This window comes from Mucilaginibacter sp. P5_A6 (genome assembly GCF_056400585.1).
Window position 1 is genome coordinate 116,851 of record NZ_JBFUKZ010000001.1, and the last position, 25,326, is coordinate 142,176.

A 25,326-nucleotide genomic window follows, 5' to 3' on the forward strand; every position below is an offset into this window, starting at 1 on the left:
CTGTGCAGATCCGCTTTATAAAGCCTGCGATTGCTTCGTGCCTCTCAATGATATGGTCTATAAATATATTATCTGTATTGATAATCAGCTACTTGTGTCCTTATCATAAGGCGTGCCGCAATCGAGAATTGTACAAGGCAAACTTGCAATAACGGATGGGGATTAACGCTCAATGCCATGGGACAAAACCAATGAACCAATAAAATTAAACCAATGAACCAAACAACACAAAAGCCGAGATTGAGTTTCTGGCAGATATGGAACATGAGCTTTGGCTTTTTAGGCATCCAGTTTGGATGGGCCCTGCAAATGGCAAATATGGGCGCCATATATGAATACCTGGGGGCCAAACCCGATAAAATCCCCATGCTGTTTTTAGCGGCCCCGCTAACCGGTTTAATAGTACAACCAATTGTTGGTTATATGAGCGATCATACCTGGCATCCAAGGCTGGGGAGGCGTAGGCCATATTTTTTAGTTGGTGCTATAATTAGTACAGTAACGCTCATTTTTATGCCCAACTCATCGGCCCTATGGATGGCTGCAGGGTTGCTATGGATTATGGATACATCCATAAATGTAAGTATGGAACCTTTCAGAGCGTTTGTTACCGATAAACTGCCCGACGATCAGCGCACCCGCGGATTTGCTATGCAAAGTGTTTTTATAGGTTTAGGTTCAATTATCGCATCGGCATTACCCTGGATGATGAGCCATTGGTTTAATGTACATAACTCCCTTGTTGGCGGCAGCATACCGGCTACCGTACGTTATTCGTTTTATATTGGCGCAGCAGCATTTATTACGGCAGTTGTTTATACTGTTTGTACCAGTACCGAGTATCCTCCGGCAGATCTCAATGAGCGGCAAAAGAAAAAAGAAGAAAAACGCGGCTTTGGCGCAGGCGCATCCGAAATTTTTCATGCCATAGTAAATATGCCCAAACGAATGCGTAAGCTGGCATTGGTACAGTTTTTTACCTGGCCCGGTTTGTTTTTAATGTGGTTTTATTATTCGCCGGCTGTAGCAAGAAACGTATTTGGCGCTGTTAGCGAAAAGGATGTTCTTTATACTAAAGGAATTGAATTTGCCGGGCTTACGCTATCGTATTATAACCTGGTTACATTTGTTTTTGCTTTTTTTATCCCCCTCATTGCGGCTAAATTAGGCAGAAAGTATACCCATATGCTTTGTTTGCTGGCTGGTGCTGCAGGCTTAATATCGGTATCATTTATTCATAGTCCCAATATGTTATATGTATCTATGACTGGTGTGGGTATTGCCTGGGCAAGCATATTATCAATGCCTTATGCTATGCTTGGTGGTTGTTTGCCCGAAAATAAGGTGGGCATTTATATGGGGATATTTAATTTCTTTATTGTGTTGCCAGAAATATTGGCCTCATTGCTTTTTGGATGGATCATGTCGCACTGGTTAAATAATGACAGGTTACTGGCAGTTGAAATAGGTGGTTGCCTTATGATATTGGCAGCTTTGCTAACACTTCGTATAAAAGAAGAAGAATAACTGTGCAATTTACGGTTTTGTAACGGGGCGTATTTACAATTATGGCATCGTTATCGGCATTTTTTGTACAGGATGGTAAGAGAATTCAAATAATTGGGGTTACAAATTAATGAAATCATTATAAACTGGCACGGTTAATGATTTTTCCTCAAATCAAATGTCGTATATTGCGTAGTAAGAACACATTATACATATTTGCAGTAACCCCTTTTAAATAATTTGAATGAAAAGTAATACACCAAATCCCGAAGAGATTACCAGTAAGATAATAGAAGCAGAGAGCTTATTGGAAGGGGAAGAGGAGTTTCATCACCTTAATAACCCTGCCGATGGCATAAAGCCGATCATAAAAAAATATCTTGGAGTACCCAATCATGCCGATCAATGGGGAAATAAATTCTTCTTTACCGATGGCGATGCCAAGGTTGAGGTAGTTGTGGTAACCGATGAGATCATCCGGGTAAGATTATCCCCACATGGTGTTTTTTTAGAAGAGTTTTCCTATGCAGTTCCCAAATTGGGGTATAAAGCGGCCTCGTCTTTTTTGTACGAGGATTTAAATGAATTTCGCGTAGCCACTAAATCGATAAACTGTCATATCCGCAAAAAGGATTTCTTTATATCTTTTTCTGATAGTAATAATCACGTAACCAGTATGGACGCTGTGCCCATGCACTGGGAAGAGAATGTGCAGTTTGGCGGCTATTATGTATTTTGTACCAAAACCTGCAGCCCCAACGAAAGCTTTTTTGGCTTGGGAGATAAACCAACTGAGCTTAACCTGCGCGGCAAACGGCTCAAGAACTGGAACACCGATGCCTATTCATTTGCCTGGAATCAGGATCCGCTTTACCGCAGTATCCCTTTTTACATTAGTTTAAATGAAGGTATAGCACACGGTATCTTTTTTGATAATACCTTTAAAGCGCAGTTTGATTTTGGTGCCGAAGATAAAACCAAAACCAGTTTTTGGGCCGATGGCGGCGAATTGCAGTACTACTATATACATGGGCCGCACATGATGGATGTGGTAAAAAGCTACCATATTTTAACCGGTACGCATCCCATGCCGCCACTTTGGGCATTGGGTTATCACCAATGTCGCTGGAGCTATTATCCGGAGGCTAAGGTGAAAAAGATTACCAATGGTTTCCGCGAAAATAAGATTCCCTGTGATGGTATCTACCTGGATATTGACTATATGGATGGCTATCGCTGCTTTACCTGGAACCGTAAATATTTTCCTGATCCTAAAAAAATGATCAGCGAATTAGCAGCGGATGGTTTCAAAACAGTGGTAATTATTGACCCTGGCATTCGTGTGGATGATGACTACGAGGTGTTTAAGGAAGGTAAAGAAAACAGGTATTTTTGCCGCCGGAGCGACGATTATTTTATGGAAGGCCATGTTTGGCCGGGCCGCTGCCAGTTTCCCGATTTTACAAATCCCGACGTACGTGAATGGTGGGGTGGTTTGTTTGATGAGTTGGTGCAAATGGGCGTTGCCGGTGTTTGGAATGACATGAACGAGCCTGCTGTTTTTGGGGCAGGTACTTTCCCAGATGATGTTCGCCACCAGTACGATGGGCACCGCGGATCGCACCGTAAGGCGCATAATATTTACGGTATGCAAATGGTGCGCTCAACCTACGAAGGGTTGCGCAAGCTCATGAAAAATAAACGTCCGTTTACTATTACAAGGGCTGGTTACTCGGGCGTTCAGCGTTTTTCATCCGTTTGGACGGGCGATAATGTGGCCTCCTGGGAACATTTGAAATTGGGCAATATCCAGTGCCAGCGTTTATCGGTATCCGGTATCTCATTTTGCGGTACAGATATAGGTGGCTTTAGCGGCGAGCCCGATGGTGAACTGTTTACCCGCTGGATCCAGATGGGAGCATTTTCGCCTTTCATGCGCGCGCACTCTGCCGGCGATACCAAGGAGCGTGAACCATGGAGCTTTGGCGAACCATATACCGCTATCAACCGTAAATTTATTGAGCTGCGTTACCGTTTAATCCCTTATTTATACTCTACCTTTTGGGAGCATCACCGTTACGGTTTCCCTATTTTAAGGCCTATTGTAATGCATGAGCAGGATGTGATGCTGAACCATTTCCGCCAGGATGAGTTTACCTATGGCGATAAAATACTGGTTTGCCCTGTTATGGAACCCGGTCAAACAAAAAGAAATGTATACCTGCCAAAAGGTAAATGGATTAACTTCTGGACCCTTGAAGTTGTTGATGGGGGTAAAGAGGTATCGGTATTAACACCATTGGATATCATTCCTGTGTTTATTAAAGCCGGTTCTGTAATACCAGAATACCAGGTAATGCAATACGTAGGCGAAAAAGAAATTGAAGAAGTAAAACTTAATATTTATTATACTGATTACGAGGTTAATTCATTCCTGTTTGAAGATTACGGCGAAACTTTTGCCTATGAGCAGGATATTTACCTCGAGAAAAAATTTGTTGTAAATGGTGCTGCAAGAATACTTACTATCAACCAAAGTATGGAGGGTTTGTATACGCCCCGATATGAAGGCTATCACCTAAACATTATCGGTTTGCCATTTAAACCGGGTAAAATTGTAGCCGATGGTAAAACGGTGAAGGAGTTTAAAGTAAACACCGACGGAACAGTTGAGTTTAAGTTTAGTAAAAACTTTAAACACATAGAAATAACAAAATAAAATGAAACCCCGGCCTGCCGGGGTTTTTTGTTTGATTTGACTTATAGGGGTTTTTTGTTATTTGAAAATTATATGAGCTATCACCTACTGTTTTAGCAGCTTTGCACCGGTGTTTACCCACAATAACGCTTTTGGATGATGATTTTTTTTATAATTGGTAAAATCATTTAACAATCAGTGAAATCATATTAATATATTTGGTTATTACATAAACCAAAACTCATTCCTGTTATTTGGGTTATCCTTATAAGCCCCAACAGGTTATCTATATTATGGCGAAACAAATTAAGAAAACCGAAAACCCGTTACCGGAAGAAAAGCCTGTAAAAGAAAAAAAAGCCCCAAAGGCAAAATCTACAGCAACAGATATAAAAGCGCCCGAAAAGGTTGCCAAGGTAAAAGCAGTTAAAGTTGAACCCGAAGTTTTAGTGGCCGAGGCCAAAAAAGCGGTTAAAACGAAAGCCGCTCCTGCAGAAAAAATTGCTGAACCCAAGCCTAAATCTGTAAACGGAAAAGTTGCAGATGCCGTGCAGGCTACGCATGTAATAAAAAACGCGGTAGAGCCGTACAGCAGGTTTACCGATTTTGATATTGGTTTATTTAAATCAGGTAAACACTATAAACTGTACGAAAAGCTGGGCTCGCACGTGGTGGAGTTTAATGGCATTATAGGTACCTATTTTGCTGTTTGGGCGCCAAATGCCCAGTATGTAGCAGTTATAGCTAATTTTAACGGCTGGAACCGTGGTTCGCATAGTTTATATGGCCGCTGGGATGCATCGGGCATCTGGGAGGGTTTTATCCCGAATGTAGGTAATGGCGAAACTTATAAATATTATATCAAATCATCAACCGGCGAAGACCTGGAAAAGGCCGATCCCTTTGCGCTGCGTTGGGAAGTACCCCCAAGCACTGCATCTATAGTTGCCGATACTTTTTACGAGTGGTCAGACAGCGACTGGATGACCAATCGCCACGAACATAACGCCATTGATAAACCATATAGCGTTTACGAGGTGCATTTAGGCTCATGGGCACGTAGTTTGGAAAGCCCCGACGAGTTTTTAACCTACACGCAGCTTGCGCATAAAATGGTGCCCTACGTTAAGGAAATGGGCTTTACGCATGTAGAGTTTATGCCAATTATGGAGCATCCCTTTTACCCAAGCTGGGGATACCAGATCTCGGGCTATTTTGCAGCCGCCTCACGCTATGGTACGCCGCAGGAATTGATGTACCTGATTGAGGAATTTCATAAGGCCGGTATTGGTGTAATATTGGATTGGGTGCCTTCGCACTTTCCCGGTGATATTCATGCGCTTTATAAATTCGACGGTACGCACCTGTATGAGCATGCCGATCCGCGTAAAGGCTTTCACCCCGATTGGAAATCGTACATATTTAATTATGGGCGTAACGAGGTTAGGGCATTCCTGATCAGTAACGCCCTGTTTTGGCTCGACAGGTACCATGCCGACGGTTTACGTGTAGACGCGGTTGCATCTATGCTTTACCTTGATTACTCGCGTAACCATGGCGAGTGGGAAGCCAACATTTATGGCGGTAATGAAAACCTGGAGGCCATATCATTCCTTAAAGAATTTAACGAGGCAGTTTATAGCCATTTCCCATCAACGCAAACTATTGCAGAGGAGTCCACATCGTTCACAGGTGTTAGCCGCCCGGTTTATTTGGGTGGATTAGGTTTCGGGATGAAATGGATGATGGGTTGGATGCACGATACCATTGATTACTTTAAGGAGGACCCTATCCACCGTAAATATCATCATAACGAGATCACGTTTAGCACCATATATGTCTTTACCGAAAACTTTATGCTGCCTTTCTCGCACGATGAGGTGGTATTTGGCAAAGGCAGCATGCTGCGCAAAATGCCGGGCGATGAGTGGCAGCAGTTTGCCAATCTGCGGCTGATGTACAGCTATATGTTTACCCATCCGGGTACAAAACTGCTGTTTATGGGGGCCGAATTTGGCCAGGGCGATGAGTGGAACTTCGGCCAGTCGTTACAATGGCATGTGTTGGAGTACGCCAATCACCAGGGCATGTCAGAAACGGTGAAAACCCTCAATCACTTATACCGCGATGAGCCTGCCCTGCATGAAAAAAGCTTTGATTTTACCGGTTTTCAATGGATAGATGGCGGCAACGCCAATGATTCTATACTGGTTTACAGTCGTATGGGGAACAACAGTAAGGACGACCTGGTTATCATCCTGAATATGACGCCCGTACCACGCTACAAATACCGTATAGGCGTAACGGCCGACGGCGACTGGAAAGAGATCTTTAACTCTGATGCTAAAAACCTTTGGGGAAGCGGCCTCATCAATTATGAGCCTGTAAAAGCCGAACCCGAAAAATGGCATGGTAAGGATAACTCTATCAGGATTACAATACCACCTTTGGGTGCAACCATATTTAAAAAGGTATCATCAACGCCTGCTAAGTATGAATTAAAACGATAATGTTTTTTAATTTAACCATTTCATAAGCGTAAAAGTTTATGAAATGGTTATTTATAAACCTGCCTGCCTATGAATCCCAAATTTCGCAACCTGTATTTAATAGGAGGAACAGTTGCTTTGGTGCTGCTTATTGTACAGGTTACAATGACGTATCCGCATATGAATGCCCAGGGAATATTATTAAATACCCTGCCCGCATTGTTGCTTTATTACCTGGCTTACAAAACTTACCATGTGCATAAGGATGGGGAGCTGATGTAATTTTGGCTGATGATAAATTGCTTTGGTTTGAATAATAGCTAAATTTGTTTTTATGAACGAATTGATTAATTATCCCGGGGACGAGCAGCCAGAGGTTTATCCTGAATATGTATTGAAAGGAGTAAGAGATTCATTGAAACAAGCGCAGGAAGGGAAGTTAACACCATTTACCAGCGTTAAAGATATGCTTAACCTCCAACAAAGTAAAAATTCCAATCAACGCCCCCAATAAATGTTTAACCTCATCGTATTTGGCGTTATTGCCCTGGTGATGCTTGTATTTGGCTACCAAATAAAGTATAAAAAGAAAGCCAGCCTGATATCTGGTTTTAATGAAGACCTGGTTACAGATGTTAACGGTTTGTGCAACTGGGTAGGCGGTTTAATGCTCATCAATGCGGCAATAGCCCTTTCAACCGGTATTTTAATGGCTTACTTGCCAACCAAATTGAATTTTATTCTCCCCTATTTTGCTTCGGGAATAGTAATCACTTCGGTATTCGCGATTGTGGGGCAGAGGAAGTTTAAGAGGCGGTAGGCTATTGTGTGTACACATCATTTGTTAGAAAAGAAAATGTCATTTCGATAGAGCAAGGGGGAGGAATGAGCTGGGGTGCGAAAGAGAAACCTTATACGACATGCAAAGCGAACTATGCATGTCGTATAAGATTTCTCCTCACCCCTGCGCTCATTTCCGCCCCGGTTCGTTCGAAATGACAATCGTTTTTACTAGTTAAATTGATCAAAAAAAACTTATTTTTGATCGTTAAATGAAAAGGATCAAAGATGCTCCTGTCCGTCCGCTTACCTGTCCCGACCTGTTGCGGACATGGTCCGGACAAGCGCTTTTAGCGCAGGTGAGCCAACCCCCAGGCAGCCACGCTAAAGAGTTTATACACTTCAAGTTGAGTGAATTATATTTTTAGATTAATTTTTTTCTTTATGCGAGAACAAATTGCATAGTTTTGCGCGCGTTACGCGGGCCGTATAGGCCTGCCGGGCAACACCTATCTATCTATATAAACATATCAACTATGAAAAAAACACTTCCATGTTTATCCTTACTTGCAGTTATGGCTATGGCTGGCTGCAGTAAAAAAAACAACGTAACGCCGGTAACCAGTCACCAGGTTACTTTCAGTACAAATGCAAACGGCTACAAAACCGTGATAAGCCTGCAGGCAAAAGGAACTGCTGCCGAGGATGCTAAAGTATCAGCATTGGTAGCCAATAACGGTACCAATTTTGCTTATAGCACAACCATCGCCACCGGCGATCATTTGCTTATCAGCATTACCCCCGATGGCGCCAAAGGTGAGTATCATTACCAAATTGACGATAATGCTGTAAAAACCGATGGCGGCGACGTAAGCGTGGCAGCAGGCACATCGTTAGTGCTGCATTACCCTAAAAATTAATTTACTGTATTTTAAAGCCCTTCAATAAAAAAGGGCGGTAATAATAATAAGTTTAGCCAGGCCGCCTTTGGGTGGCCTTGTTTGTTTTTGGGATAGCCTGTCATCACCACTTTATTGCGAAGTACCAAACAATTCTTTGGGCTATGCCGGGCGTAGAAGTATGGCGTATACTTTGCATGCGTTTAAGCAATCACCCGCCACCCACCAATAAACTAATGAACTAATGAACCATTGAACTAATGAACCATTAGGGCAATACCTGCGGTCCGGGCTATGCGTTCATACTGCGCAGGCCTTATCCGCATTGGCCGGTATCCACTTCTATCCCTATTGCAAAAAAAACCGCTGTTCGAATGTCTCCGAACCAATATGTGCCCTCTGTTGGTGTTGTCACCATAGGTGTTCGGAAGATTGTAAAAAGATCGGCCCCGTGCGATTCCCTCCCAACGGGAGGGTGCAGGGAGGGGTTTCTACACCATACTTTTACGCTTGAATTGCAACGGTCCCATCGCTCGCAAAACCCCTTCCTCCTCCTTCCCCAAGGAAGGAATCGCACATCCTCACGCTCTTTAACGCCTTGCCTCTGTCCGTCCGCTTACCTGTCCCGGTCTGTTGCGGACATGGCCCGGACAAGCCCCCTCGCTCACTTTTGTTGTCGCCTTTGGTACTCCACAATGCGAATGGCAAATGCAAGCAGCTTTTGATGGGCCTGCTGCAGGGCTTTAAGCGGGTCTTTAAAATCAATATCAAACAGCAGCTTATCGTAATCAATGTATTCGCGCTTATCTTTTTCCAGCAGTTCGTCGGGGTTATACCAAATTTTTTGTACCCGGTCATAAATCCAAAAATGGTGTAGCCTGGCATGCTCCACCGCTTCCAGGAAATTATTACGCATGGTGGGGTCCTGCCTGCTTTTGCGTTCCTGCAGTGCGGCACGTTCCTGCTGCACCTGGTAATATTCCTGTTTGTTGCTATAATTATTATTGTGTGCCATATTGCAAAATTGCTAAAAATATTAGTATATTTGTAACGTAGGTTTACAAAAATTTACTTCTGCGCCGCTGTAGCCCTTTCATGGCTGTACAGCTAACCTGGCACACACAGGTTTATCCGGCATTTTTCACGGGTTTGCAAAACATTAAAACTTTATATACATATGAGCAAAATTAAATTAGCCCACATTGGGATTAGCAGTTTAGACGGTATTGGTACCGAAATTAACTTTGGCTGCGATGACTACCTGTTAGATTACGATTTTATTGTAGTAAGCGCCATCGCGGTTAGGGAAGAGGCCGGTTTTTTACTGGAACAAATGGATGACGACCCCGACCGCGTACTGGTCTTTTTAACCAAACGCAGCCAGGATTTAAAAGACTTTTACCACTACGGCGGCACCCTGGTATTACTGCTTAACGACGACCCTATTTTACAGGATATGCATGACGTACGCGAGTTTAGCAATGGCAAACTGATAGATATGCTAAGCACCCGCCCTGCAAAAATTAATTATGTATTGCAAAACGGAACAAACGTGCAATACCACCCCACGGCCAGTCCCCTTGCCCAAACGGTCGACATTTGTTTTAAGGCCATCCTTGACCATACCGGCACCAATACGCTGCTGCGTACCCAGCGCACCAAGCAGCCGGTAAGCTATCACCGCCGGGTAGATAAGGGCTTCTTTTTGGCCCTGCCCGACATTGATTTTAAAAACCCCGACAACCCCGACGCCCCCGCCGAAGTGTTTGCGCAACTGCTCAATATTTGCCAAACCCTTACACAGCCCCAATTGCAGTTAGCATAAACAACAAAGGCCGCGGTTAATGCGGCCTTTTTGCTTTGTGGGGTGTCCGTCCGTCCGGTTGTGTTGGTACATGGCTGGGTGGGCGGACAAGGTTTTAACGGTGCCTATCTCCACCATGTCATTGCGAGGAACGAAGCAATCTCCGGGCTGTGCAGKGTGGCTATGCATGGCGTATACTTAGCATGATGACCACAAGGGTGGATTCTTGCGGTAGCGGGTCTGATCTTTACCCGTAAAGAAAAACTGTACTGGTAGCTGGCAAATACCGTTGGACCGCTTGTTTTAGTGTTAATATGTGCTATTTTTCAACATTATATCCGCAAGCGGAACTATCCGTGATTTTAACTTTATATTTGACTTAACAAAAAAAGGAGCTAAATGCTCCTTTAATGTTTTTCTAAAAGTAAGTCCGATAGAGATGAAACAGTATTGAGAACGAACTCAATATTCGACGGTAAAATTCCGTCCGGATGATTTAGCCTCGAGATTTGCCCTCTCGGGGCTTTTTTGTTTATTTCTTAAACAAAGAACGTAAATTGAAATCTCAATGCGAAATTTTGTGAAGTGTTGTTATCCACAAATTGAATATGAAATCAACATTTTGACTTATTTTGTGGAGCCGGTGGAATTTAATTAGCGCTCTAAATGATAATAGGCGTTCTACCTTGTCAATGTTTTTCGGCATGCACACGGCTTTAACCTCACTAAGTGCTTTATGTAATACAATAATGATTTTTCTTTATTCTTTAATAATATGGATTAATCGCGTTAATTAAGAAAAGTGCTGCTAATAATACAACATATATTAATATATTTAAACAGATTTATTTTTTGTGAGAAAACCACCTAAAACCCTATCTTCTGTTGCCGATCTTTTGAAATATCTTAAAAAGGATGGAAGCGATTACGACGGCAAAATTTGGTTTCGAGGCCAATCTGTGTCATCTTGGAAGCTACAACCATTTTTCTTGAGAAAAGAAAAAAGCATCTCGGAATTTACTTTAATTACAAGGTTTAAGCAAAATGCATCACTGCTAATTCAACGATCCCCATCTAATTATTTTGACTGGTTATTTCAAATGCAGCATCACGGGGTTCCAACTCGATTACTTGACTGGACAGAAAGCGCTTTAATAGCTTTATATTTCGCTGTGGAAAGGCATGACGATGAGGATGGGGCACTTTGGATCTTACTTCCTACGGAGCTAAATAGAAACGCAAATATATATTCTGAAGAAAGCTTCTATATTCCGTCTTTCGAAGATGTTATTTTGAAAAATTATGACCCGGAAATTTTTTATCAGGATAAAGTATCTCAATTATTTCCTATCGCGGCTATCGCAACTCGAAATAACCCCAGAATGCAAGCCCAATTAGGTGTTTTTACAATTAGCCATCGAGATAAAACACCGATAGAAGAAATTGGAAACAAACAACATATCTGGAAGTATATCATTCCAAAAGATAAAAAAGAAGAGTTAAAAAAGGAATTACAAATATTAGGAATAACCAAATTTCAGCTGTTCCCCGAGTTATCCAGTATAGGTGAAATTATAAATAAAGAATTTTAAATGCCATTTATTGAAAGCAACGCATTAAATCAAAGTGCTATACTGAAGATATATTCAGAAAGGGAAGACATAATAGTGAATCCTGAATACCAGAGAAATGGTGATGTATGGCCTTTGGAGAAAAGACAATTACTAATCGACTCTATTTTGAATGAATACGATATTCCGAAAATTTATTTTCATAGATTATCGGTTTCCGAAAGAATCAAAACGGGGAAGGAGTTTGCTATTATTGATGGAAGACAGAGGTTAGAAGCTATCTGGAAGTTTATTGATGGGGATTTTGCTATTGCAAACGATTTCCAATACCTAAAGGACCCAACTGTCAAAGCAGGTTCACAAACTTATTCTGACTTAGCCAAAAACTATCCTAAGCTTAAAATAAAATTCGATTCAATTTCTCTACCAATTATAGCGATCACAACTGACGACCTCGAATTAATTGAAGATATGTTTTCGCGGTTAAATGAGGCTGTGCCATTGAACGCTGCTGAAAAAAGGAATGCTTTTGGTGGGGTTATGGCTAAAGCGATAACAAAAGTATCTAATCACAAATTATTTAAAAATAATATTGGATTTTCAAATAAACGATATCAACATAAAGAAGCAGCAGCAAAGCTGCTATTTTTAGCCTATAGCTTGAATACTAAAGGCAGAATAATTGACACAAAGAAATTTTATTTGGATGACTTCGTTAAATCTTTTAAAAATAAGAAAGAAAAGGATGTCGAAAAGCTTTACGATGAGGTGGTAAATGTTTTAGATGAAATGGAGTCGATTTTTATAAAGAAAGATTTCTTACTGAACTCTCAAGGCATGTTTCCTGTATATTATTTATTGATTAGTAATTATCTTAAAAAAGGTCTTTTATCAGCTTTTAGCCGTGACTTACTGGTTAAATTTAGAGACAAATTGACTTCAAATAGAATTAAAGCGGAAAAAGACATTGCGTCAGCAGAATTTGACCTATTAGAATATGATAGATTATCGCAACAAGGCACAAACGATGCGACTTCAATAAAGACAAGGTTGGAAATTTTAACTTTATATCTTGGCATTGCCTGATTAATGTTTAACGAAACTTGCCTGTGTGCTTTAATTAGTAATCCCATTTAAATAAGCTAAAGCAACCCCTGTCCGTCCGCACCCCCATCCCCACCATCTCCGGACACCCCGGACAAAATCAACTTTTTTCAAGAATATTCTTTAATTTAAAGAATTTTTTGTATTATTGTAGTGAATATAAATCTCCACGGGTGAGTCAGCCCGAAAACTAAAAAACACCGTCTTGTCCGCTCTGTCCGAAACTGTACCGGGACACCCAGCCGGACGGACAAAAAAACAAACATCGTTCTATAGGCCGTATCCCCGATAAGGGGGTAGCCAAAGCCCTTACTAAAAAAATAGGCTAAAGGAGAAGTATTTTCAAAAATCCCGGTCGGGATTTTTTGGACTTTCGGATGTTCGGACTATCAGACATTCGGACTGTAGGACTATCAGACTTTCGGACTTTTTGACTTTTGACTTCGAAAACCCGCCCATCCACCAATGAACTAATGAACCAGTGAACCAATGAACTAATGAACAAGTGAACTAATAAACAAAATGATGAACCACGAATTAATGAACAACCAAAACAGTATGCAAATTAATGCTGCCTTGCTGGCGCAGGAGAGTTTGCTGCAACTGCAACAGCAGCAATTACCCGAAAATAACGACGATGTACTAATGGTACGCCGTGTAAACCATTGGATGGAGCAGGCCAGTGCAAGGCCGGTGCCTTTAATGCTGTTCGGCAAGTTTTGGCACCAGGGCGAGGTATGCATTCTGTTTGCCGATAGCAACCTGGGCAAAAGTATTGTGGCAGTACAAATTGCCGATGCCGTAAGCAGGGGTAAGGGCGAAACGCCTTTTGAGGTAGAGGCTGCTGCACAACCTGTTTTATACTGCGATTTTGAGCTTACCGATAAGCAGTTTGAAGCCCGTTACTCTGCCAATTACACCGAGCATTACCGGTTTAACAGTAACTTTTACAGGGCAGAGCTAAACCCCGAAATTGATTTGCCCCAGGGCTTTGAGGATTTCGATAGTTATTTGATTTACTCGCTTGAACGCTCTGTTTTGCAAACCAATGCAAGGGTATTAATTATTGATAACCTTACCTATCTGCGCAGCGAAACCGAAAAAGCCCAGGATGCATCGCCCCTGATGAAGCAACTGAAAAGCCTTAAAAACAAGTACGACCTAAGCATTTTGGTGCTTGCCCACACCCCCAAGCGCGACCTTACCCAGGCCATTACCCGCAACGATTTGCAGGGCAGTAAAATGCTCATGAACTTTTGCGACAGTGCCTTTACCATTGGCGAAAGCAAAGCCGATTTTAACCTGCGCTACCTTAAACAAATTAAACAGCGCAATACCGAGCAGGTATACGGCGAGGACAACGTTTGCCTGTGCCAGATAAACAAGGTGCATAACTTTTTACAGTACGAGTTTGTAAGCTACGGCAAAGAGTGGGAGCAATTAGCCAAACCTAACGATAGCAAGTACGATGCCATGATTGAAAAGGCCACCAGCTACAAGGAACAGGGCTACACCCTGCGCGAGATTGGCAGGGAGCTGGGCATATCGCACCAAAAGGTTGATAGGCTGCTTAAAGCAGGGCAATCAAAAAAGTAAAGGTAATTCCCCGGCAACAAACCGCCGTAAAGCAAGTGTTTTGTCCGTCCGCACCGGGATGTGAGACATCTCCGGACGGACGGACAAAACCTGAGAGTCAAGAGTCAGGAATCAAGAATCAAGAGCCAAGAATCAAGAGCCAAGACAGAAAGTAAAAAAACACAAAACACCTTCGGGAATCCGCCCCAAAAATATGTCATTGCGAGAGCTAAAATCCGGGAACTCTGAAAGGGGGGATGACGTTGCTAAATGGGCTGTCATGCTGAGCCTGTCGAAGCATAGCGGGCAAAGGCCTCTCCGCGCGAGTCTTCGACAGGCTCAGACTGACAGGCCTTCACACCTTGAAAAACGAATACGTCATAGGTAGCGATAGCGTGGCAATCGCGAACTGTGCATAACCGCATTGCATCCTTGCGATTGCTTCGTTCCTACCTATGACATGTTTGGTTTTACACAAACATTCGCTTAAACGCTGGCCACGACTCACCCCGGCTACTCCGTTAGCTAACGGATGGCCGACCCTCTCTCCGGCTTACGCCGCATAGAGGGTGAAGCTCATTTTTTTATTTTTTTGCCCCTCTATGCGCGAAGCGGAAAGAGGGGCAGACGTCCGTTAGCTAACGGATCGTCGGGGTGAGTCGACTCGTAGCCATGCAATATACGCCCTCCACCAATGAACCAATGAACTAATGAACCAATGAACCAAATGAAATACCAATTACAACCTTACGCAAGCACGCAATCGCGCTACCGTTGCCCCGAGTGCAATCATCACAGTAAAAGCTTTGTACGTTACATTGATACCCAAACAGGCCAGCAGCTGCCACCGCACGTTGGTCGCTGTGGCAGGGTTGATAAATGCGGCTATCACTTTAAACCGGGTTCGGGTTCGGGTGGCGGGTTGCGGGGTTCGGGGAGCCAGTGGCGAGGCAATACAGCATTTAATCCCGCACCTCGCCACCCGCAACCCGAACCAAAAGACCCCACACCACGCCACCCGCAAGCCAACACCAATGCCGATTACTTTATTAACCCCGATTACGTACGCCTTACGCTTAGGGCTTATAAGCAAAACAATTTTGTACAGTACCTTATAAAGCGCTTTGGCAGGGAAGTTACACAGCAACTAATAAAACGCTACCATATAGGCACGCACGGCCACTGGCCCGGCGCTACCGTGTTTTGGCAGTACGATGCTGATAACTGGGTGCGTACAGGCAAAATAATGCTGTACAATGCCGATACCGGCAAACGGGTAAAGGAGCCCTTTAACCATATTACCTGGGCGCATACCCTAATAGCCAAACAACTGCAGGCCCTTGGCAACAACCATTATTTTGAACTAAAACAATGCCTTTTTGGCGAACACCTGCTTACCGCCCAACCGGACAAACCTGTAGCCATTGTTGAAAGTGAGAAAACCGCCATTATAGCCAGCGCCATTATACCGCAGTTTATATGGCTGGCCTGCGGCAGCCTGCAGGGCTTAAACGTTGCCAAATGCAGCAGCAGCATATTAAAGGGGCGCAGTGTAATGCTTTTTCCGGATGTTAACGCTTATAGCAAATGGAAGGTAAAAGCTATAGAATTGCAATTGGCCATGCCCGGCAGCCTGTTCATGGTATCAACCGTGCTTGAAAATATGGCTACCGCCGAAGACAGAATGAACGGGGTTGATATTGGCGATGTAGTTTATGGCTGAGGCTGTCCGGCTTGTCCGCAAAACAGTGGGGCGGGGGAGCGGACGGACAGATTTTGGAAAAAGGATTTTTAGACGAAGGACTGTTGGACAAAGGATAAAAGACTAAAAGAAATTATATCATAGGAGAGAATGGCGTTGCTAAAAGGGCTGTCATGCTGAGCCTGTCGAAGCATAGCGGGTGAAGGCCTCTGCGCGCGAGTCTTCGACAGGCTCAGACTGACAGGCCCACGCTGATAGGTAAACGCATGCAAGGTATTGAATATGCAGATCCCGGTTATGTATTGATGCGGGATTTTGTATTTTTAAAAAATAAAGCTGCTGGTATGCATTAATTTGAATGATGGTATGGGGTGTACTTGGCCTACGGGTTGCAAGGGTGGACCGTTGCGACAGCGGCGCTATATGGATTGGCAGAATTAGCTTCTTATTTATATAATGGAAAATAATTAGAAGAAAATATTATTGATTAATATGAAGTTTTTAATTTATTTATGTGATCGAATGGTGATATTGTCCTACAAAGGAAATGCCGATGTTGTAATGACTAAATGCCTGGCTTTAGTTTCAATAATTTTGGCTCAAAATATACTTTTTGGGTGTTCTTTGTTATATATGTTATTTATCAGCAAACACATTTTACCCTATAATAAAGAAGCTTATTTCTCTCTTGTTTTGGGTATTTTAATAGTTGTATATGTTACTTTGAAACGTGTTTATACTAAAAATTATTTTTTAATAGTAAAACAACTATCGGAACAAATTAGTCTTTCAAAGATCTCAATTGTTGTTTACTTTGTTATAATTTGGTGTAGTTCAATGTTACTATTTGGGGGCGGATTGTTATGCCTTAGAAAAGTGTTATATTAAATATCTCTGCAGGCAAGGTATCGAATATACAAATCCCGGATGTTTATTGATGCGGGATTTTGTAATTTTAAGAATAAGGCTACTGGTGGGCATTAATTTGAATGATGGTATGGCTAAGGCTGTCCGGCTTGTCCGCAAAATAGTGGGGGCGGGGGAGCGGACGGACAGGACAGGTTGCAGTTTTTGGATAAAGGATTTTTGGATAAAGGATAAAGGACTAAAAGAAATTATGTCATAGGAGAGAATGGCGTTGCTAAAAGGGCTGTCATGCTGAGCCTGTCGAAGCATAGCGGGTGAAGGCCTCTGCGCGCGACCCTTCGACAGGCTCAGGGTGACAGGCCAATTCACTGATTTTCCTGTACCCTGGCTACCGCAGCATGTTAGAAATCCTTTATGCTATCGCCCGGTATGTTCGTTCCCGCACGCTGATTGTAACGAATTCAGACGGTTGTTTAATTTGAATATTTGTATAACTATTTGATTGTTAGTTAATTAAAACATTGGCATGTAATTAGTCTCAATTTTGGCATAAACCCGGTGTTATGCTTAAAAATTACCTTTTGGTTGCTTTCCGTAACCTCACTAAAAACAAAGCCTTTTCGTTTATTAATATTGTGGGGCTGGCTATTGGTATGGCTGCATGCCTTTTAATTTTGCAGTATGTTACGTTTGAACTGAGCTTTGATAATTTTCAGACCAAGAAAGATCGCATTTACCGCATTAACCAGGATAGGTATAATAATGGCAAATTAAGTACCCGGTGGGCCGGCGGGGCTTTTGCGCCCGGCACGGAATTTAAGAACGATTTGCCCGAGATTGAAGATATGGTAAAATTATCGCCGGCGGGCGATATCCTGCTGAGTTATAAGGATCAGAAAATGACGGTAGCCAATAATTATTTTGTGGGCAGTTCCTTCTTCAATATCTTCTCGTACAAACTGCTCAGCGGCGACCCTAAAACTGCCCTGGCCGAGCCTAATACGGTAGTTATATCAAGCAGTGTGGCCAAAAAGCTGTTTAACAACCAAAACCCTGTTGGGCAAACTATTACCACCTATAATGATAAGGGCATGAAGGTTACGGGTGTAATGGAGGATATGCCCGAAAATACGCACATGAAGCTGGATTTTCTGCAGTCGTGGGCAACCCTGGCAAAAATTTATGCGCCGGGTATTGATAACCAATGGCAAAATGACGGCTGCACTACCTATTTGCTGCTTAAGCCGGGTGTTAATCCCAGGGCCCTGGAAACTAAGTTTATCCCCATTGTAAAAAAGGCCTATGATAAATTTAAGGGTACGGGCGATAGCGGTATTTATACGCTGCAGTCGGTAAGCAGCATTCACCTGTACTCCAACCTGATGTATGAACTGCAGCCCAATGGCGATGGTAATGCTGTTTACCTGCTGCTGGGCATAGCCGTATTTGTAATTATTATAGCCTGGATAAACTATATTAACCTGGCTACCGCCAAAGGGATAGGCCGGGCCAAAGAGGTTGGCGTACGTAAAACATTAGGGTCGGCAAAGCAACAGCTTATTGTACAATTTATGCTGGAGGCGGGGTTGCTTAACCTGTTGGCGCTGCTGCTTGCGGTTATACTCATTGTTGTTTTTTTGCCGATTTTTGCCAATATATCGGGCCTGCATATCAGCTTTAGCTTGTTTTTAAATCCGGTGTTTTGGATAACGGTGGCGGGCATATTGCTGGTAGGTTCGTTCTTTTCGGGCTTTTACCCGGCCATGGTGCTATCATCTTTTAAGCCGGTTGAAGTAATGAAGGGCAAGTTGTCGGCATCGCCGCGGGGTATAATTTTGCGAAAGGGGATGGTTGTTTTTCAGTTTGCAGCGTCAATTTTCCTGCTCATTGGGTCGTTAACGGTATTCAGGCAAATTCAATACATGCAAAACCAAAGCCTGGGTATTAATATCGATCAAACCATTGTGATTAAGCCGCCGATAGCCAAAATTGATTCGTTTTACCGCAATATGATGGCTTTTAAGAATAACATCCTCACTAACCCGGCTATTAAAGGAATGACAGTTTCAACCACGGTGCCCGGCGAACCGGTGGGATGGAACGCGGGCGGCATTAAGCCTCATGGTGCCGATCAGTCGCAAGGCAAGCAATACCGCGTTATTGGCGGCGACCAGGAATACTTAACTTTTTACGATATGAAGCTGCTTGCCGGTCGCAAGTTTTCTACTCAATTTACCACCGATACGGCTTCGGTGGTGTTTAACGAAAAGGCTATTCACCAAATGGGTTTTGATAAGCCCGCACAGGCCGTAGGTAAGCAAATTGACTTTTGGGGAAAAACCTATACCATTGTTGGTGTTGTTGATAATTTTCACCAGCAATCGTTACGGGATGATTATGATGCGTTGATTTTTAGGTGTATTCCCGATTTGCGTAACCAGGTATCTATTAAAATTAGCACAGCCGATATTCAGCATACATTAAGTGTTTTAAAAACAGACTGGAAAACCTATTTCCCCAATGACCAGTTTGATTATTTCTTTCTCGACCAGCATTTTAACAAGCAATACCAGGCTGATAAGCGTTTTGGCCAGGTGTTTGGCATATTTACATTCATAGCCATATTTGTTGCCTGCCTGGGTTTATTTGGCTTAGTATCATACACCATTGTACAGCGCACCAAAGAGATAGGCATCCGTAAGGTACTGGGCGCTACCGTGAGCAATATTTTACAACTGCTTTATAAGGATTTTGCCGTGTTGGTAGTGGTAGCTTTTGTTGTGTCGGCGCCGTTGGCATGGTATGCCATTAACAAATGGCTGCAAACCTACTCGTTCAGGCTCAGCATTAATTGGATATTGTTTGTTATACCGTTTATAGTGGTGTTTATTATTGCTTTTGTTACGGTGTCGTTATTAACCGTAAAAGCTGCATTGATGAACCCGGTTAAAAGTTTGAAAACCGAGTAGGGTAGCGACAGCAGCAGGGCAGGAGGCCGCATGTTTACATTGCTTTAAGAAACCTGTAAGCAATTTATTTGTTACTTTGCTATATGCCCGTTTTAACTGCCGATAAGCCAGCTATCCCCACTTATACCATGATGGAAAGTACCACCACGGGCAACAGCATGATTGAGGTGCGCGAGGTTAATACCCTTTGCGGCCATTTGAAGCTCGATCCGGCTTTCCTGATTCCGCACCGTAAAGATTATTACCTGTTTGTGTTGGTTAAAAGCGGCAGCAACCGTCACTGGATTGATTTTATGCCGTACACCATTAAGGCCGATACCTTTTACTTTACGGTACCGCAGCAGGTGCACCTTAAAGAAAACGCCGGCCCTGTAGAGGGGTTGATGGCCAGCTTTACCGACGAGTTTTTGCAGCTGGAGGAGAACCGCATTTTAAAGCAGCTGCCAATCATTGAAAATCTATCGGCCGCGCATGAGTTGCTGCTGAGTAAAAAGGATATGGTTTTTGTGGAAGATACCATGCGCAAAATGCTGGATGAGTTTAACACGGAGGGCAGCTGGCGTAACCAGATGCTTACTTCGTGGCTGCGGGTACTGGTGATTTACCTGAGCCGGCTGTATAACGAGCAATTTAGCGAAACATGCCTAACCACAAACTACTGCCTGCTTAAAAGCTTCCAGGCCTTAATTGGCGAACATTACAGCACCCAGCATGATGTGACCGCCTATGCCGAAAAGCTGAATATAACCCCCGGTCGCCTTACCGAAGTTATTAAGCAGCAAAGCGGTAAAACGGCCATTACCCATATTCATGAGCGCCTTATTGTAGAGGCCAAACGCCGCCTTTTACATACCGAACTTTCTGTAAAGCAAATTGCCGATGAGCTGGGTTTTGAGGACGCGGCCTACTTTAACCGCTTTTTTAAACGCCTTACCGAAGCTACGCCGATAAACTACAGGCAGCAAATCCGGGAAATGTACAGTTAATGCCCCGCAATGTACAGTGGCATTGCTAACGCGCTGCTGTAGCTTTGCTTCATGAATAAACAAACTGTATTAATAACCGGTGCCAATAAGGGCATTGGCTTTGAAACCGCCCGCCAAATGGCCCGGGCCGGTTACCATATATTTTTAGGAGCAAGGGATAAAGCCAATGGCGATAAGGCCGTTGAGCAGCTAAAGGCTGAAGGCTTTGCCGATGTGGAGCTTTTGCTGATTGATGTGGTGAGCGAGCAATCTGTACAGCAAGCCTATGACGAGCTTGCTCAAAAAACAGCTCATTTAGATGTGCTGATCAACAACGCGGGCATCCCCGGGGTTTTCCCGCAGGCAGCCACAACTGTAAGCGACGATACCATGAAACAGGTTTTTGAGGTAAACTTTTTCGGCGTGATCCGCACGGTAAGGATCTTTATCGATCTGCTTAAAAAAGCCGAAAACCCAAGGATCGTGAATGTAACATCAGATCTGGGTTCGCTTACCTATCATAACAACCCTAACTGGGAATATTACCAGTTTAAATCGGCAGCTTATGGTCCGTCAAAAACGGCTTTGAACGCTTATACCGTTGCATTGGCGTTTGAGTTGAAAGACCAGGTTAAAGTAAATATGGTAAACCCCGGCTATACCAATACCGAATTTAACCATAACCAGGGCCCAAAACCGGTAGAGGATGGCGCAGCGCCAATTGTTAAATATGCCATGATTGATAAGGATGGCCCTACAGGTAAATACTTTAGTGATTACGGGGAAACGCCCTGGTAGGGGGGGGTAAGGACTTTTGGAGCAAGGAGTAAGGATCAACTCCGGTGAGGGCTTCGCCGTTTTTGGATGAAAAAGCTGTCCGCACCTGTCCGCACAGCAGCGGTACCAGGTAGCGGACGGACAAGATTTGGAAAAAGGATTTTTGGACAATGGATAAAGGACTTTTGGGCAAAAGACTAAAAGAAATTATGTCATAGAAGAGAATGGCGTTGCTAAAAGGGCTGTCATGCTGAGTTGTAAAATCCGGGGACTCTGAAGGGGGAATGACGTATATCGCATGGCTACGAGTCGACTCACCCCGACGATCCGTTAGCTAACGGACGTCTGCCCCTCTCTCCGCTTCGCGCATAGAGGGGCAAAAAAATAAAAAAATGAGCTTCACCCTCTATGCGGCGTAAGCCGGAGAGAGGGTCGGCCATCCGTTAGCTAACGGAGTAGCCGGGGTGAGTCGTGGCCAGCGTTTAAGTGAATGTTTGTGTAAAACCAAACATGTCATGGGTAGCTTGTCGAAGCATAGCGGGTAAAGGCCTCTGCGCGCGACCCTTCGACAGGCTCAGGGTGACCGGCCAATTACCCGCATAAGTAAAAAGCCCCGGCTATTGCCAGGGCTTTTGGTATAAATTAAGATTGGGAAAAGGGAATTATACTTTACCTAATTCCTGAACAAGGTCGATCAGTTTGTTTGAATAACCCCACTCGTTATCGTACCATGATACAACTTTAACAAAGTTATCATTAAGGCCGATACCTGCTTTAGCATCAAAAATTGATGTGCGTGCATCACCTTTAAAATCTTCAGATACTACATCATCTTCGGTGTAACCTAAAATGCCTTTAAGTTCGCCTTCTGATGCTGCTTTCATTGCTGCTTTGATAGCCTCGTAAGAAGCACCTTTTTTCAAACGTACAGTTAAGTCAACAACAGATACATCGGCAACAGGTACACGTAATGACATACCGGTTAATTTACCTTTTAACTGAGGTAAAACTAAACCAACTGCTTTAGCAGCACCGGTTGATGAAGGGATGATGTTTTGGTAAGCACCACGGCCGCCTCTCCAGTCTTTTGCAGACGGGCTATCAACAGTTTTTTGAGTAGCAGTAACAGCGTGTACAGTAGTCATTAAACCTTCTTCAATACCAAAGTTATCATCCAATACTTTAGCAATAGGTGCTAAACAGTTGGTAGTACATGATGCGTTTGAAACGATGTGTTGATCGGCTTTTAACTCTTTATGGTTTACACCCATTACAAATGTAGGGGTATCATCTTTTGCTGGTGCGCTCATTACTACTTTTTTAGCGCCGGCGTCAATATGTTTTTGAGCAGTTTCCTGGGTAAGGAACAGGCCTGTTGATTCAATGATCACTTCGGCACCTATTTCGCCCCATTTAAGGTTAGCAGGATCCTTTTCAGCAGTAACACGGATGGTTTTACCGTTTACAACCAAATGTCCGCCTTCAACAGCAATAGTGCCTTTGAACGGTCCGTGGGTTGAATCGTATTTTAACATGTAAGCCATGTAATCTGGCTCAACCAGGTCATTAATACCAACAACTTCAATGTCGGATCTTTCAATTGCGGCTCTGAATGCCAGGCGGCCAATACGGCCGAAACCGTTAATTCCTATTTTCATGATTTTTTTAATTTTTATTTAAATAGTAGGTTAATAAATTATTTATAGGTTCTTTAATAATGTTGGCTATTTGAAGATTGGCTTCAGCGGCTGATTCATATAAAAGTTCCTGAAAATTGGCAGCAACCGTGCCCACAAAATAAATGGAGGCTTCGGGATGTTGCTTATGTAAAGGTAATAAATATGTCGAAATTAGCGTGCTAAATCCTTTTTTTATGACGTTTTGGAGATGGTTATCTGTACGGTTTTCCAGGTAAAATTCGGTAAACGAGCTCAGGAATAATGTGGGTTGTTTTTGCCGGTAAACCTTCTCTAAAAGTGTTTTGCGGTCGGCATCATATTTATGAATAAACTTTTTGCGGATGCTTGCCGGCAGGGTTTCGTTCATAAAACCTTTGATGAGCTGCCTGCCAAGCCAGTTGCCGCTGCCTTCATCGGCCAGCACGTATCCTAAACCGTAATTGTTGGGTTCAACCTTTTTACCGTCGTACCAGGCGGCGTTTGAACCGCTGCCGCAAATGCTCACAATACCCGGCGAGTTTTTGCAGCAGGCAATGGCCGCCGCTGTAATATCGTGCTCAACGCTTACCTTGCCAAACTTGAAGAAAGCGGATAGGGCATTATGGATCACCTGCTTGCGTTCGTCAGACGATGCACCTGCGCCGAAGAAATAAATGCGTTTTATTTGCTCGGCGTGGTGTATAAGATTGATGTTTTTGTTGAGGAGTTGCAGTATGTGCTTTTCGTCGTTAAAGTACGGATTGATGCCATTGGTTTTAAAAGAAGCAATAGTTCTTCCCTTAGCTGCCAGGCGCCAATGTGCAAAATACGATCCGCTGTAAACTACTGCAATCATTAATTATTATATCGATAATATATCCGCCATGAGTAAAAGGTCTGCTTCCAGTTTAAACTCATGGTGGTTAAGCGCATCTTCCAAACTGGTGAGCACAATGTTATTAGCTTGCAAACCTACCATTTTTTGTGATTCCCCGGCTATCAAAGCGTTAACTGCTGCAAAGCCCAGCCTGCTGCCCAAAATACGGTCGAAACTTGATGGGCTGCCTCCTCTTTGCAAGTGGCCTAATATAGTTACTTTAATGTCGTAGTTTTTAACTTCTTTTTGTACCGCTTTGGCAACGTCATAAACACCGCCGTTTTTATCACCTTCGGCCACAATAACAATGCTCGAAGACTTTTTGTTCATATGACCTTCCTTCAGGTTTTGGATAAGATCTTCAATAGCGGTTTGCTTTTCGGGCAGTAAAATGGCTTCGGCGCCGCAGGAGATACCTGCACGCAGGGCAATAGCGCCCGAGTCGCGGCCCATTACTTCAATAAAAAACAAACGGTCATGTGCATCAGCAGTGTCACGTATTTTGTCGATAGCCTGTATAACGGTATTGGTAGCAGTATCAAAGCCAAGGGTATAGGTTGAGCCGCAAAGATCGTTATCAATAGTGCCGGGAACGCCTATTACTGCAATATCAGGATACTTTCTTGAAAAACGCAGGGCGCCTGTAAAAGTGCCATCGCCACCAATTACCACCAGGGCATCAATACCATGCTCTTTTAAATGTTGGTAGGCCACGGCCATACCTTCATCTTCTTTAAAAGGTAAACAGCGGGCTGTTTTTAAAATTGTACCTCCTAAACTCAAAATATTGCTTACCGAGCGTTTGTTCATGTCGTACATGTCGTTCTCGATAAGGCCTTTGTAACCTTGTCTTATCCCCACTACCTCAAGGCCATTGTAAATCGCTGTTCTAACAACCGCACGAATACATGGGTTCATACCGGGGGCATCACCACCAGAAGTTAAAACAGCAAGTTTTGAAATTTTATGCATTTTTTACGTCACTAAATTTGTGCTACGAAGATACAGTGTGTAAATTACACCATTAAATTTATTTGTTTTTTTTTAGATTAGAAATTAAGAACCTATATTTAAACTGTTAACTT

The 25,326-nt window shown here is 43.2% G+C and carries 19 protein-coding genes; 15 read left to right on the top strand and 4 right to left on the bottom strand.

Features of this window, described 5'->3' with window-relative positions:
• Positions 1 to 213 precede the first annotated feature (213 nt).
• The 7 genes from AC1DO4_RS00585 (at position 214) to AC1DO4_RS00615 (ending at position 8,393) form a co-directional block, all read left to right on the top strand.
• Complete coding sequence (locus AC1DO4_RS00585; protein WP_477411961.1) at positions 214 to 1,527, top strand: MFS transporter; 1,314 nt, start codon at positions 214 to 216, stop codon at positions 1,525 to 1,527.
• A 223-nt stretch (positions 1,528 to 1,750) separates the two neighbouring features.
• The gene (locus AC1DO4_RS00590; protein ID WP_477411963.1) at positions 1,751 to 4,225 is read left to right on the top strand and encodes a glycoside hydrolase family 31 protein; all 2,475 of its coding nucleotides are present in this window, start codon (positions 1,751 to 1,753) and stop codon (positions 4,223 to 4,225) included.
• Between the two features lie 272 nt (positions 4,226 to 4,497).
• Positions 4,498 to 6,714: a 1,4-alpha-glucan branching protein GlgB gene (gene glgB, locus AC1DO4_RS00595; RefSeq protein WP_477411965.1), complete on the top strand. Its 2,217-nt coding sequence runs from the start codon at positions 4,498 to 4,500 to the stop codon at positions 6,712 to 6,714.
• Between the two features lie 69 nt (positions 6,715 to 6,783).
• Complete coding sequence (locus tag AC1DO4_RS00600; RefSeq protein WP_477411967.1) at positions 6,784 to 6,975, top strand: hypothetical protein; 192 nt, start codon at positions 6,784 to 6,786, stop codon at positions 6,973 to 6,975.
• A 52-nt stretch (positions 6,976 to 7,027) separates the two neighbouring features.
• The gene (locus AC1DO4_RS00605) at positions 7,028 to 7,207 is read left to right on the top strand and encodes a hypothetical protein (RefSeq protein ID WP_477411969.1); all 180 of its coding nucleotides are present in this window, start codon (positions 7,028 to 7,030) and stop codon (positions 7,205 to 7,207) included.
• Positions 7,208 to 7,513 (top strand): DUF3784 domain-containing protein, encoded by a 306-nt coding sequence (locus tag AC1DO4_RS00610; RefSeq protein WP_477411971.1) that lies wholly within the window; start codon positions 7,208 to 7,210, stop codon positions 7,511 to 7,513. It abuts the gene before it with no gap.
• A gap of 496 nt (positions 7,514 to 8,009) precedes the next feature.
• Positions 8,010 to 8,393 carry a hypothetical protein gene (locus tag AC1DO4_RS00615; protein WP_477411973.1) on the top strand — a complete coding sequence of 128 codons (384 nt, stop codon included), beginning with the start codon at positions 8,010 to 8,012 and terminating at the stop codon, positions 8,391 to 8,393.
• A 643-nt stretch (positions 8,394 to 9,036) separates the two neighbouring features.
• On the opposite strand, the gene AC1DO4_RS00620 is transcribed toward AC1DO4_RS00615, so the two are convergent.
• Positions 9,037 to 9,387 carry a hypothetical protein gene (locus AC1DO4_RS00620; RefSeq protein WP_477411975.1) on the bottom strand — a complete coding sequence of 117 codons (351 nt, stop codon included), beginning with the start codon at positions 9,385 to 9,387 and terminating at the stop codon, positions 9,037 to 9,039.
• A 162-nt stretch (positions 9,388 to 9,549) separates the two neighbouring features.
• On the opposite strand from AC1DO4_RS00620, the gene AC1DO4_RS00625 reads away from it, so the two are divergent.
• From AC1DO4_RS00625 to AC1DO4_RS00660, 8 genes are all read left to right on the top strand, one after another.
• On the top strand, positions 9,550 to 10,197 hold the full coding sequence (locus AC1DO4_RS00625) for a hypothetical protein (RefSeq protein ID WP_477411977.1): 648 nt from the start codon (positions 9,550 to 9,552) through the stop codon (positions 10,195 to 10,197).
• 833 nt (positions 10,198 to 11,030) lie between these two features.
• Positions 11,031 to 11,768, top strand: a complete 738-nt coding sequence (locus tag AC1DO4_RS00630) for an FRG domain-containing protein (protein ID WP_477411979.1) — start codon at positions 11,031 to 11,033, stop codon at positions 11,766 to 11,768.
• Positions 11,769 to 12,833: a GmrSD restriction endonuclease domain-containing protein gene (locus AC1DO4_RS00635; RefSeq protein ID WP_477411981.1), complete on the top strand. Its 1,065-nt coding sequence runs from the start codon at positions 11,769 to 11,771 to the stop codon at positions 12,831 to 12,833. It begins immediately after the preceding gene.
• Positions 12,834 to 13,373: 540 nt separating this feature from the next.
• On the top strand, positions 13,374 to 14,447 hold the full coding sequence (locus AC1DO4_RS00640; protein WP_477411983.1) for an AAA family ATPase: 1,074 nt from the start codon (positions 13,374 to 13,376) through the stop codon (positions 14,445 to 14,447).
• A gap of 706 nt (positions 14,448 to 15,153) precedes the next feature.
• A complete protein-coding gene (locus tag AC1DO4_RS00645; RefSeq protein WP_477411985.1) occupies positions 15,154 to 16,149 on the top strand; it encodes a DUF6371 domain-containing protein in 996 nt (331 codons plus the stop codon).
• A 1,409-nt stretch (positions 16,150 to 17,558) separates the two neighbouring features.
• Positions 17,559 to 19,964, top strand: coding sequence for an ABC transporter permease (locus AC1DO4_RS00650; RefSeq protein WP_477411987.1), 2,406 nt, complete (start codon positions 17,559 to 17,561; stop codon positions 19,962 to 19,964).
• 83 nt (positions 19,965 to 20,047) lie between these two features.
• Positions 20,048 to 20,950 (top strand): helix-turn-helix domain-containing protein, encoded by a 903-nt coding sequence (locus AC1DO4_RS00655; RefSeq protein WP_477411989.1) that lies wholly within the window; start codon positions 20,048 to 20,050, stop codon positions 20,948 to 20,950.
• A gap of 51 nt (positions 20,951 to 21,001) precedes the next feature.
• Positions 21,002 to 21,727, top strand: coding sequence for an SDR family oxidoreductase (locus AC1DO4_RS00660; RefSeq protein WP_477411991.1), 726 nt, complete (start codon positions 21,002 to 21,004; stop codon positions 21,725 to 21,727).
• Positions 21,728 to 22,368: 641 nt separating this feature from the next.
• Here the strand turns inward: AC1DO4_RS00660 and gap are convergent.
• The 3 genes from gap to pfkA are packed head-to-tail and all read right to left on the bottom strand — an operon-like array spanning position 22,369 to position 25,213.
• On the bottom strand, positions 22,369 to 23,364 hold the full coding sequence (gene gap / locus AC1DO4_RS00665) for a type I glyceraldehyde-3-phosphate dehydrogenase (protein ID WP_477411993.1): 996 nt from the start codon (positions 23,362 to 23,364) through the stop codon (positions 22,369 to 22,371).
• 7 nt (positions 23,365 to 23,371) lie between these two features.
• Entirely contained in the window at positions 23,372 to 24,220 is an 849-nt protein-coding gene (locus tag AC1DO4_RS00670) for a hypothetical protein (protein ID WP_477411995.1), read from the bottom strand.
• 6 nt (positions 24,221 to 24,226) lie between these two features.
• Positions 24,227 to 25,213, bottom strand: a complete 987-nt coding sequence (gene pfkA, locus AC1DO4_RS00675) for a 6-phosphofructokinase (RefSeq protein ID WP_477411997.1) — start codon at positions 25,211 to 25,213, stop codon at positions 24,227 to 24,229.
• Between the last annotated feature and the right edge of the window lie 113 nt (positions 25,214 to 25,326).

Coding starts and splice junctions, on each gene's coding strand:
- AC1DO4_RS00585 (WP_477411961.1), top strand. CDS start 214: ATGAACCAAACAACACAAAAGCCGAGATTGAGTTTCTGGCAGATATGG.
- AC1DO4_RS00590 (WP_477411963.1), top strand. CDS start 1,751: ATGAAAAGTAATACACCAAATCCCGAAGAGATTACCAGTAAGATAATA.
- glgB (WP_477411965.1), top strand. CDS start 4,498: ATGGCGAAACAAATTAAGAAAACCGAAAACCCGTTACCGGAAGAAAAG.
- AC1DO4_RS00600 (WP_477411967.1), top strand. CDS start 6,784: ATGAATCCCAAATTTCGCAACCTGTATTTAATAGGAGGAACAGTTGCT.
- AC1DO4_RS00605 (WP_477411969.1), top strand. CDS start 7,028: ATGAACGAATTGATTAATTATCCCGGGGACGAGCAGCCAGAGGTTTAT.
- AC1DO4_RS00610 (WP_477411971.1), top strand. CDS start 7,208: ATGTTTAACCTCATCGTATTTGGCGTTATTGCCCTGGTGATGCTTGTA.
- AC1DO4_RS00615 (WP_477411973.1), top strand. CDS start 8,010: ATGAAAAAAACACTTCCATGTTTATCCTTACTTGCAGTTATGGCTATG.
- AC1DO4_RS00620 (WP_477411975.1), bottom strand. CDS start 9,387: ATGGCACACAATAATAATTATAGCAACAAACAGGAATATTACCAGGTG.
- AC1DO4_RS00625 (WP_477411977.1), top strand. CDS start 9,550: ATGAGCAAAATTAAATTAGCCCACATTGGGATTAGCAGTTTAGACGGT.
- AC1DO4_RS00635 (WP_477411981.1), top strand. CDS start 11,769: ATGCCATTTATTGAAAGCAACGCATTAAATCAAAGTGCTATACTGAAG.
- AC1DO4_RS00640 (WP_477411983.1), top strand. CDS start 13,374: ATGATGAACCACGAATTAATGAACAACCAAAACAGTATGCAAATTAAT.
- AC1DO4_RS00645 (WP_477411985.1), top strand. CDS start 15,154: ATGAAATACCAATTACAACCTTACGCAAGCACGCAATCGCGCTACCGT.
- AC1DO4_RS00650 (WP_477411987.1), top strand. CDS start 17,559: ATGCTTAAAAATTACCTTTTGGTTGCTTTCCGTAACCTCACTAAAAAC.
- AC1DO4_RS00655 (WP_477411989.1), top strand. CDS start 20,048: ATGCCCGTTTTAACTGCCGATAAGCCAGCTATCCCCACTTATACCATG.
- AC1DO4_RS00660 (WP_477411991.1), top strand. CDS start 21,002: ATGAATAAACAAACTGTATTAATAACCGGTGCCAATAAGGGCATTGGC.
- gap (WP_477411993.1), bottom strand. CDS start 23,364: ATGAAAATAGGAATTAACGGTTTCGGCCGTATTGGCCGCCTGGCATTC.
- AC1DO4_RS00670 (WP_477411995.1), bottom strand. CDS start 24,220: ATGATTGCAGTAGTTTACAGCGGATCGTATTTTGCACATTGGCGCCTG.
- pfkA (WP_477411997.1), bottom strand. CDS start 25,213: ATGCATAAAATTTCAAAACTTGCTGTTTTAACTTCTGGTGGTGATGCC.